Source organism: Bradyrhizobium sp. Ken51 (assembly GCF_055807435.1).
The window spans coordinates 768,432-778,586 of record NZ_JBVVPB010000001.1; the positions used below are offsets into that span (position 1 = coordinate 768,432).

The 10,155-nt window shown below is 61.0% G+C and carries 9 protein-coding genes; 1 reads left to right on the forward strand and 8 read right to left on the reverse strand.

Annotated elements, in window-relative coordinates:
• Positions 1-384: 384 nt before the first annotated feature.
• The gene (locus AC0L27_RS03425) at positions 385-1,344 is read left to right on the forward strand and encodes an AraC family transcriptional regulator (RefSeq protein WP_473317938.1); all 960 of its coding nucleotides are present in this window, start codon (positions 385-387) and stop codon (positions 1,342-1,344) included.
• 534 nt (positions 1,345-1,878) lie between these two features.
• Here AC0L27_RS03425 and AC0L27_RS03430 read toward each other — a convergent pair.
• The 8 genes from AC0L27_RS03430 to AC0L27_RS03465 form a co-directional block, all read right to left on the reverse strand.
• Positions 1,879-3,129: an adenylate/guanylate cyclase domain-containing protein gene (locus AC0L27_RS03430; protein WP_473317939.1), complete on the reverse strand. Its 1,251-nt coding sequence runs from the start codon at positions 3,127-3,129 to the stop codon at positions 1,879-1,881.
• A 167-nt stretch (positions 3,130-3,296) separates the two neighbouring features.
• Positions 3,297-4,835 (reverse strand): ATP-binding protein, encoded by a 1,539-nt coding sequence (locus tag AC0L27_RS03435; protein ID WP_473317940.1) that lies wholly within the window; start codon positions 4,833-4,835, stop codon positions 3,297-3,299.
• A gap of 32 nt (positions 4,836-4,867) precedes the next feature.
• On the reverse strand, positions 4,868-5,614 hold the full coding sequence (locus tag AC0L27_RS03440) for an SDR family NAD(P)-dependent oxidoreductase (protein WP_473317941.1): 747 nt from the start codon (positions 5,612-5,614) through the stop codon (positions 4,868-4,870).
• A 78-nt stretch (positions 5,615-5,692) separates the two neighbouring features.
• Positions 5,693-6,427 (reverse strand): YoaK family protein, encoded by a 735-nt coding sequence (locus AC0L27_RS03445; RefSeq protein WP_473317942.1) that lies wholly within the window; start codon positions 6,425-6,427, stop codon positions 5,693-5,695.
• A gap of 24 nt (positions 6,428-6,451) precedes the next feature.
• A complete protein-coding gene (locus tag AC0L27_RS03450; RefSeq protein WP_473317943.1) occupies positions 6,452-7,234 on the reverse strand; it encodes a 3-hydroxybutyrate dehydrogenase in 783 nt (260 codons plus the stop codon).
• 41 nt (positions 7,235-7,275) lie between these two features.
• Positions 7,276-8,451 carry a DUF3734 domain-containing protein gene (locus AC0L27_RS03455; RefSeq protein WP_473317944.1) on the reverse strand — a complete coding sequence of 392 codons (1,176 nt, stop codon included), beginning with the start codon at positions 8,449-8,451 and terminating at the stop codon, positions 7,276-7,278.
• Between the two features lie 33 nt (positions 8,452-8,484).
• Positions 8,485-9,279, reverse strand: coding sequence for an acetoacetate decarboxylase (locus tag AC0L27_RS03460; protein WP_473317945.1), 795 nt, complete (start codon positions 9,277-9,279; stop codon positions 8,485-8,487).
• A gap of 83 nt (positions 9,280-9,362) precedes the next feature.
• Positions 9,363-10,155, reverse strand: a 793-nt coding sequence (locus AC0L27_RS03465; protein ID WP_473317946.1) for an MBL fold metallo-hydrolase, incomplete at its 5' end; no start/stop codon positions are given.

The following is a 10,155-nucleotide window of genomic DNA, read 5'->3' on the forward strand; positions in this document are numbered from 1 at the left end:
TCCTCCAGATCAAGGTCAACCTGACCACCAGCAGGGTGCAAGCTATCCCGATAGACAGTATCGGACCTGCGAAGACTTCCCCAGTCTTCCCGCGTCACGCACAGCGCCTGCCGGCTCGAACATGCCGCAGAGGGTGCCTACGACGCGAGGAGAGACTGTCATGCGCTGTTTCGCTTGCAACGATGTCATTGGTCGACGAAGAAACTGGCACTTCGTCGGCGCTTTGCGCTGGCCCTTGGTCGAGATACTCGAAGTCGTCCAGCACAAACGTCTTCATGGACGCTGGCAGCTAGACCGGTCACGCGCATCCCCCTCTGCTATGGCCGGGCACCATGCGCCTAGGCGAACTCTCCCGAGCGGGCGCGTTGTCGCGGGGCGGCGTCCATGAGCAAACCGCGCATCCGTGATGTTACGCAAGGCTTTTCAGTCGAGCTGCCTAATATATCCCGAACAGGTGGCAACGCGCCGGTCACCGGTCTTCGCCGTCCGGTCAATGAAATGTCACGGGTTTTGAAGACGACGCCAGTGCACATCACGTCAGACTTGTCCGGCGGCGCCATCGCACAGTGGAGTCATGACGCGTTCCACGAGGTGGTCGAGCCAATGACTGACCACGTCATCATGACGTATGTTGGTACGGTGCAACGGCTAGAGCGGCGCAACGGAAACTCGATTGTCACTGGAACGGCACGCGACGGTACCGTCACCATCATCCCGGCTGGCTCGATGTCCCGCTGGGACATCTACCGTCCGATGGATATCGTTCAGCTCTATCTTCCACAAGCAACACTCGCGCGCGTTGCCCTAGAAGCGAACATCATCGCGCCGCACGATCTTGTCGAGCGAACAACATATCCCGATCCTGTGACGTCACGACTGCTCGTGAGCGCGGCCGATACCGTGGAGGGCAACGAGGCACTCGACAATTTATTCAGGCAACAATTGAGCGATCTCTTTGCAACGCGCATGCTCTCAGCCCACACTGGCCAGCCTCCAACCCATCATCCTGCAGTTGGTGGCCTCTCACCGGCAGTATTGCGTCGGGCCATCGAGCGGCTGCGGTCGGACAGCGGCGCAGACGTTTCGCTCGCAGCCCTAGCCTCCGATTCCGGCCTTTCGCGTTTTCATTTCTGTCGTATGTTCAAGGAGAGTACAGGGCTTTCACCGCACAATTGGCTGCGTCGGTATCGGCTCGAACAAGCAATGATCATGCTACGTGACCCCAACAACTCAGTGGCGCAAGTCGCCGCGGAACTTGGCTATAGCTCGCAAACAGCGTTTGCGGCTGCGTTCCGAAAATTGACCGGAGAGACACCGAGCGATTGGCGAGGGCGCTCACGTTGAGCCCGACTGCTCTTCAAGGATTTTAATCGCTGTGGCGCGGCCAAAGATCAGTTTTGCGCCACGCAATCGCGGCCTTACTCTATGGCAACGAAGTCAAAAGGAGTGCGCCCTGGAAAACGGTAACACCAAGGGTATCCTGAGGTCGGCCGATACCCGGCCGAACCGGCGTATCGCGCAAAAACCGTTCAAGTCGAACTCACGATACGGGTTCGACCGACCATCTCTAGCAACCGCCCTGACGCGAGGGGATACGAGCGGCGTTTGCCCCCCAAACCGCTCGGCTCATCGCGACGGCCGGCCTTTCCCCATGTCGGGGCCGGCCGTCGTACTCATTGGAGGTACAGATGTTTGGCCCCGGATGACGATCCGTTGCGACCTATGTCACCTGGCCGCACTTCCACTCCGGCGCGAATAGGAACTGTCGGGCAATCGATCTCAACGCCACGAACCGCAATATCGGGCAGAACGCCGCCGAATTCGCGAGAATTCGAATGGCCGCACACGTTCGGCACCACTATCGTCGGTCGTTGCTCATCACCCTACATGTATGCAAACGCCCTTGGCACCGTTGAGCAGCCGCCTCAGATGATAGCTGGCGAGCGGATCATCGGCGTGCGTGCTGACCAGGGCTGCGAAAGCCGGCAAGGCTGTAGCGTCATCCGATTCGAGCCTGTTAAAGGCGGTCGCATACTGCGTTGTCGTCGGGGCATTGAATTCCGCAGCCGATAAGGGCTCGTGAGTGCGCAACGGCTCGCGTCGTCCTCGAAGGATGAGATCGCCAATCGGTCGCCCCCTGAATTCGTCGGTCCCGCTGGCGACGGCGTCGCTAACACAGATCCGGGTGCCCAGCGTCTTGTTCGCGGCTTCCAGCCGGGCAGCGGTGTTGATCGTGTCGCCGTAGGCCGTGTAATCGAAGAAGCGGTCACCACCGAAATTGCCGACCAGCGCGGGACCGGCATGCACGCCGATCCGCGTAACCCCGAAGTCCACGCCTTTTTGATTCCACCGCTCGCGAAACGCCTCCGCCCATTGGTCGACCGCCTGCGCACAGGCAATCGCACGCTTCGCGTAATCGGCCTGGTCACCAGGCGCATTGAACAACACCTGAATCGCATCACCGATCACCTTGGCCACCGTTCCTTCATGGACGAAGACAACATCGGTCAGGCCGCCAACATATTCATTGAGCAGTTCCGCCAGCACATCCGGATCGGCCGCCTCGACGAGCGATGTAAAGCCGGTGATATCGGTGAAGATCACGGCGATGTCGCGCCAGCGCACCCGCATATCGTCACTGTCATCTCCTGCCGCAAGACGTTTGGCAAGCTCCGGCGAAAAATAGCGAGAGAGAGAGGCGTGAGCGCGCTCGGCTTCCGATTGCCGGCGGCGCGCTTCGCGCAAGATCTCGATGTGGCGAATGGTCTTCTGAATCGTCGCTTCCAGGTCGGCGAAATCGATCGGCTTGGTCAGGAAGTCAAACGCCCCGCGATTCATCGCTGTGCGTATATTGTCCATATCTCCGTAGGCCGAGACGATGATGGCCGACTTCTTGTCCTCTCGCTCCTGCAGCTTCGCCAGCAGCGAAAGTCCATCCATGCGTGGCATGTTGATATCCAATACAACGAGATCGACATGAGGATGCTGCTCGATTGTTTGGAGCGCTTCAAGACCATCACGCGCGAACACAAAGCTTATTAGCCGCTCGCGAATCTGCCGGCGAAATTTCCGCGTGACGAGCTTTTCAAGATCGGGCTCGTCATCGACCACGAGGACGGTGGCACTCATGCCGTCCGTCCCAGTCGCGCCGCTATGTTCGTGCGAAGCTGACCGAAGTCGATCCGACTGGTTCACTGGCCCTCCGCCAGAGCGGTCTTGCACGTCTCGGTATCTCTGCAAGCGGCTGTCATGCTCACAGCAGTGAGGGGGCGTTTGGCGCGCAGCATGTTCAACAGTCATAGCGAGCCTCTGGTATTTTGAGAAAGACTAATCTTGCGCGGCAGCAGGATGGTGAGTTCCGTAAACTCGCCGGACTCGGTCTCCACATCGATCCTGCCACCATGCTGTTTCACGATGATGTCGTGGCTCATGGAAAGCCCGAGGCCTGTGCCTTCGCCTGGCGGTTTGGTCGTGAAGAACGGGTCGAACATTTTTTCCTTCACCTCGGGCGGGATGCCGACGCCATTGTCGCGGATACGGACTTCGACGCATTCGCAACGATTGCGCGTGCAGACGCTGAGCGTGGGCTCAAATCCGGAGCCAGCTTCGCTGCTGCGCATGGCCACTGCGTAGAAGCCGTTGGATAGCAAGTTCAGCAATACCCGCGTGATCTCTTGTGGAAATACTTCGATCACGCCGGCGTCTGGATCTAGTTCACGCTTGAGGGTGACGTTGAACTGCGAATTCTCGGAGCGTGCGCCGTGGTAGGCGAGATTGAGGCTCTCCTCTACCAGCGCATTTACGTCGACCGGCCGGTGTTCGCCACCGCCTCCGCGCGAATGCAGGAGCATGTTCTTGACGATGGAATCGGCGCGCTTGCCGTGCTGTACAATCTTTTGCAAATTGTCCTTTAAAAGCCCGCTCAGCTCGTCGACTTCCCCGCGGACGTCGGTTGGGAGTGCGACCGGAGCGAGAACCTCGTTTAGCTCGTCAATTAACTCGTCTGAAAGTGCGGCGAAGTTGTTAACGAAGTTTAGCGGGTTCTTGATCTCATGCGCGATGCCGGCAGTGAGCTGGCCGAGAGAGATGAGTTTTTCGGTCTGCACCAGGCGATTCTGAGCGGCGCGAAGATCGTCGAGCGATTTGGCGAGCTCCTTCGTGCGCGCCTGGACTTCTTCGAACAGCCGGGCGTTCTCGATCACGATCACGGCCTGATCGGCGAACGTCTTGAGAAGATTGATCTGGCTATCCGCGAATGGCCCAGGTTCGGCCCGCGAAACACCGATTGTGCCAATCGCTTTGCCCTTTCGGAGCATGGGCACGACCACGATGCTTCGATATCCCCTGGCGCGCGCCATGTCTTTGATCGCCTGAGAGACGCCGGGTTCGGTTTCGATATCGGAGCGGAATGCGATCGTCGACGTCAGTGCGACCCGGCTATGAATCCCTGACGACGTCAGGGGGGCAGGAAACGAGATTCGGATCCCTTCATCACCAGCCGCGCTTCCTGCCGTACAAGCTGCCAGATGAAGCATGTCATCGGCGACGCGAGTTACGAGCGCAGATTGGCCAGCAAGCAACCGCCGCGCGCTTTCGGAGATGACGTCGAACACCGGCTGCACATCGGTAGGAGAACTGGCAATAACGTTGAGGATCTCTGCGGTTACCGATTGCCGTTCCAACGCAATCGCAAGCTCGCTTTGCAGGCGGGCGTTCTCGGCTGCGCCGCACTGCAGCTGTTGTTCGAAGCCATTGATCCTGCGCCTCAGATCGGCGTCCATATTGTGGTTGTTTGCGATCTGGATCGGCGACGCAATGCGAGCAGGCGCGGTCATTGAAAGCCTGAAATGCTAAGTGGATTCGGCGGTTATGTCAGTCCGAGGCCACCGTCGACCGCGATGACCTGGCCTGTCGTCCAATCCGCGGCGGGACCGGCAAGCCGCACGATCCATTCTGCGACTTCCTCCGGAACGCCGCGCCGCCCGAGCGGTATGCGCGCGCGCTCCTGTTCCTTGACTGCAGCCGCCTGGTCTGGGGTTAACCCCATCATGCCGGTCAGAGCACCAGACTCCGTGGGCCCTGCGGCCACGGCATTCACGCGTACGCCGAACGGCGCAAGCTCCAGCGCCCAACAACGGGTCAGGTGCTCCAATGCCGCCTTACTAGCTGCGTAATGGGACAATCCCGCCGCCGGCTTGTGACCAAAGGTGCTCGACACGTTGATGACGGTACCCCGCGTCGCCTTCAGATACGGAAGCGCGGCAGAAGAAAGCAAGCTAGGACCGACCACATTGACAGAGAAGATGTTCATGATCCGATCGGCTGTCGTATCGGCCAGCGGAAGGATCGCGCCAGCACCGGCGTTGTTGATCAAAACATCTACCCGGCCCCAGAGATCAACTGCTTTAGCGACCGTCCGGCTGGCATCTTCGGCCGAGGCCGCATCCGCTACGACGCCTACGATGTTCGGATGCTCGCCAATCGCTTGCTCGAGAGGGCCCGCACGACGGCCGGTCACGAGCACCTTGTCGCCTTGCTGGGCAAAACGCAGCGCCGCCGCGCGTCCAATGCCGGAACTGCCGCCGGTCACGATGATTACTTTCTCACCCTGCATGTTCCGTCTCCTACTGGCGCGACCGCCGATGGGCGCGCGGTTGATTGAAACTAGATTTCGTCGTGATCGTGCCTGCCGTCAGCGTGATGATGACAGCGCGATAGCAACGACGGCCAATCCTGCCGGAAGGGACCAAGCCCAATCCCCTGCCAACGGGACTGCTGCAGCGGCAATGACACATCCCGCGAGGAATCCGAGCAGACGAGCAAACGAGCGATTCAGTGGCGTGGAGTGGCGCGGCAACAGAGCATGATGTGGTGAGAGGACGTCCATCGCTGACAAGACCGCACTGGCCAAATTGCCAGTCATCACCGCCGTCGAAATTGCGCTCGGCAGCGCAAGACGAAACAGCGCATATTGGCATGCCATGGCTGACACCGCGATCATCGCGGCGGCACCAGCCGACAACCCGAGCGGATCCGCAGAGGGCTTTGTGACGACACTAAAGATCACCAGCGCGGCGAGCAGTAGAAAATGAGCCAGAAGCAACAGGCGCGCCAAACTTGGACCATGCTGGCGCGACGCTTTGGCGATCAGCGACACAGAGGCCAGCGCCACCACGAAGACCGGAACAACCAACAACTGCGCCCAGTGAAATGAGCTGCCGTCAAGCATCACGGCCGCGGCAAGCACAATGTTTCCGGTCACGTGCGCAGTGAAGACATGCCCCAAAGTGGAGAAACCGGTAAAGTCTACCATCCCCGCGATGATGCTGAGCAGCGGTGGCAGCCTCGCTTCCAGGCGGGACAGCTCGGCGACGTCCGGTGAAGCTGACGATCCCTGGAAGAAAAGGCTTCTCGCGAGTAGCGACATTTGCGGTTGCTCCACTACTGGTCGCTACTGCGCGGTCCAGCCGCCATCAACCGAGATCGCTGTTCCGGTGATCTGGTCAGCCGCGGACGAACACAGAAAGGCGACCGTGCCGCCGAGCTGAGCGGGAGAAACAAACTCGAGTGACGGCTGCTTCTCGGCCAGGAGCGTCCTGGCGGCTTCCGTCCGGCTGATGCCTCTTTGCGCGGCGATGTCGGCGATCTGCTTGTCGACCAAGGGTGTTCGCACCCAGCCCGGGCAGACCGCATTGCATGTGACCCCGGTCCCGGCAGTCTCCAGGCCGACCACTTTTGTCAAGCCGACCAGACCGTGCTTGGCCGCCACGTAAGCGGCTTTGTGGGTCGAAGCGACAAGGCCGTGAGCGGAGGCAATGTTGATGATCCGCCCCCAGCACTGCTTCTTCATCTGGGGGACCGCCGCCGCAATGCCATGGAACGCGGCCGACAGATTGACCGCTAGGATCGCGTTCCACTTGGCAGCCGGGAATTCTTCGACCAGCGCAGTGAACTGAATGCCGGCATTATTGACGAGGATGTCGAGCCGGCCGAATTTCTCGACCGTCGCTGCGATCAATCCGCGCACGGCCTCCTCCTTCGACATATCGGCACCATCGTAGACGGCGCGCACACCATGCTCGCGTTCGATTGCGCCGCGGATTGCCTCGATTTCGCTGGCATCGCCAAAGCCGTTCAACACGATGTCAGCCCGAAGCTTGGCCAGCTCCCTGGCAATACCGAGTCCAATACCGCTGGTCGATCCGGTGACGATGACCACCCTGCCCTTCAACATGGGACTTCCTTTCGATGCTCTGGGAGTTAGATTGCCGCGAGTCAGCAATGGCGGTGGATGTCGTGGGTGACAATGCCGAGCTCGGGAGCAGGCGGATCGAGCCGCCGCGGATCGGCCAATGTGCGGCGGATATCCTCCAGCCCGCTCTGCCAGTGCGCCCGCATCGCATTCAATCCAAATTCGTAATCCTTTGAATGGCGCTCGTAGGTCTTGGACTGGTAGATCAGATGGATGATGTTGCAGGAGCGATGGCGAGCCATGTCCGCAATGGCGCGAATTTCAGGATTCTGCTTCGCGCCATCCGGCAACATTTCGAGTACTCGCTGCAAGGCCTGGCGCATCTTCTGCATTCGCAGCGCCTGGTCGGTCATCGCGCGTGTGCGGCTGGAATACTGAATGTCCTTCTGGCGGCTGGACACCTCCATCATGTCATTCGGCACACGGCCCCGCGCCGACCAAAGATCGACCTGGAAGGTCAGCGTGTCGCGCGGCTCGATAGACAGCACGCGGGACAGGGGCGTGTTCGAGACGACGCCGCCATCCCAATAGTGCTCGCCGTCGACCTCGACCGCAGGGAAGCCGGGCGGCAGAGCGCCGGATGCCATGAAGTGCTTCGGTCCGAGCCGGCGTTCAGCCGTGTCGAAATAGGTCAGGTTGCCCGTACGGACGTTGACCGCGCCGACGCTGACGCGTACCTCCCCCGCGTTCAGCCGATCAAAATCGACAAGCCGCTCCAAGGTCTGCTGCAATGGTGAGGTATCGTAATAGCTCGTGGCCGCGCTGCCCGAGAAGGGCGACAAGAACGGTGGCGGGAAGCGCGGCTTGAAAAAGCCGGGTTGCCCCCGAAATACGGCCCTGACCGCCGCCAGGGCATTGTGCGCTGAGCGGAGATCGAAGGCGAACGGCATCGCATTGGCAAGCCCTTCGCCAACCGGCCATTCCACCGCCGCCGCGCAGATGCTCTCCCAGAACTTGCGTAGCCGTTCGACCCGCTCGGCCACAGGCGAGCCAGCGATAATCGCGGCGTTCAGCGCGCCTATCGAAATGCCGGCCAGCCAGTTCGGCCGTATTCCGGCTTCGTGCAGGCCTTCGTAAACGCCGGCCTGATACGCACCAAGCGCGCCGCCACCCTGTAGCACCAGGGCCACCACATCGTATGGCAACGGCATGGCCTGTTGTGGCGCCGGATCGATTTTCTCGCCTATCGCGTTCAGCATTTCTGGAGCTCCGGATGTAGGGCTTGATCTCGGTCAGTCAGCACTTGCTTCGACCAAGACGTCGGAGACCGCGTCGGGGAGTTGCCTGGCTGGAGCAAGATAGTCATGCACCACGGCGCCGAGCCCGAGAGTTAGGTCCGCGATGAGGTGCTTGGCCGACAGGACCTGCAGCACCGGCAACTCGGCGACGGGTGCCAGGGCATGCGAGTACAGATCCAGGGCGGCGGGCCCGGTCCAAGCGCCCTTCACGGTGATGTCCTCGAGGTGGAAGCGCACCAGCTCGCAGATGCGGGGTGAACCATCGACATGCGGAATAATCTTGAGCAGGAAATTGGGAGCTGCGAGCTTCCGGGCTTCCGCTGCGATATCGAGCGAGCGGTGCTTGTAGCCCATGGTGCCGGTCGCAATGCGGACCGAGCCATAGTTCAAGGTGCCAACCAGCGTGTCGATTTCGACCTCCAGCTTCGGTTGCGCCAATTTCTTGGGAAATCCCCACAGTTCGCGCCCGCCCGCAATCGGCGGATGGTCGTTCAGGAACATCTGATGGGTGAAGCTACCCAGCTGGCCGTTGTAGGATACGGGAATGACTTGGCCGCTCTCGGTGTAGTCGCCGAAGCCGGTGGAATCCGGCATGCGGATGAACTCGTAGTTCACCACCGGTTCGGTGACCTCTAGCGGTTCCGGCACCACGCTGCGTAGCGCGTCGGGATCGGTGCGGTATTGGATGATAAAATATTCGCGGTTGCCGAAGCGGTAAGGACCGGCGGGAAAGGCCGGACTGCTCAGCGGCATCGCGAACGACGATGCGCGCACGGTCTCGTGTTTCACGGTGGTAAGCTCCAAGTTTGTCGGGGGCGGGCGCCACGCGTTATCAGCACCCGCCCCTGGTTCGGATTTGACTCAACAAGCGCTCAGTAGTCCCAGAAGACCGGCACCCAACGAAACGCGTCCCCGTCCACCGCGACCCGGCCGACAGACGGGAATGGCAGATGAGTGGCCACCAGCATCTCGCCGGTCTCGGCAAGCTGTCGCAACAGATGGATGCGAACGCGCGCGGCCTCCTCGGGGTCGTGCTCGAAACCGTTAAACCAGTCGGGTTGCTCGAACCCGACGGCAAACACGGCGTCGCCGGCGAATGTCAGCGCGTCATCGCCGGACGCCATGCGAACCACGCTGTGTCCGGGGGTGTGACCGCCGGTGCGACGGGCGATGACGCCAGGCGCAATCTCGTGCTCGTCATCGAACAGCCGCAGCTGAGGGCCGTACTCCTTCAGGAACTGCTTGGCAGTCGATCGCAGCGCGTCCGGAAACCCTTCGGGCATGGCGGTGCGGGAGAAATCAGGCTTTTCCCAAAATTTGACCTCGGCGGCCGCGACGTGGATCCGCAGGTCCTTGCGCAGCTGCGCCTTCACGCCGTCGACCAGCAGCCCGCCAATATGGTCCATGTGCAGATGGGTCAGCACCAGATCCGTTACCGTCGAAAGATCGATGCCGGCGGCCGCCAGTCGCCTGATCAGCTGCCCGGCGCGCGGCAAGTTCAGGTTCGGGTCCGAGCCCAGTCCGGCGTCGATGAGGATGGTCTTGCCGCCGCTGCGGACCATGACGGCGTTCAGCGCCCAGTCGAAAGCGTCCTGCGGCAGGAACATGTCGTGCAGCCAGGTCGCCCGCACCGCCGGGTCGGCGTTGTGTCCCAACATCTTGGTG

Coding starts and splice junctions, on each gene's coding strand:
- AC0L27_RS03425 (WP_473317938.1), top strand. CDS start 385: ATGAGCAAACCGCGCATCCGTGATGTTACGCAAGGCTTTTCAGTCGAG.
- AC0L27_RS03455 (WP_473317944.1), bottom strand. CDS start 8,451: ATGCTGAACGCGATAGGCGAGAAAATCGATCCGGCGCCACAACAGGCC.
- AC0L27_RS03450 (WP_473317943.1), bottom strand. CDS start 7,234: ATGTTGAAGGGCAGGGTGGTCATCGTCACCGGATCGACCAGCGGTATT.
- AC0L27_RS03435 (WP_473317940.1), bottom strand. CDS start 4,835: ATGACCGCGCCTGCTCGCATTGCGTCGCCGATCCAGATCGCAAACAAC.
- AC0L27_RS03440 (WP_473317941.1), bottom strand. CDS start 5,614: ATGCAGGGTGAGAAAGTAATCATCGTGACCGGCGGCAGTTCCGGCATT.
- AC0L27_RS03445 (WP_473317942.1), bottom strand. CDS start 6,427: ATGTCGCTACTCGCGAGAAGCCTTTTCTTCCAGGGATCGTCAGCTTCA.
- AC0L27_RS03430 (WP_473317939.1), bottom strand. CDS start 3,129: ATGAGTGCCACCGTCCTCGTGGTCGATGACGAGCCCGATCTTGAAAAG.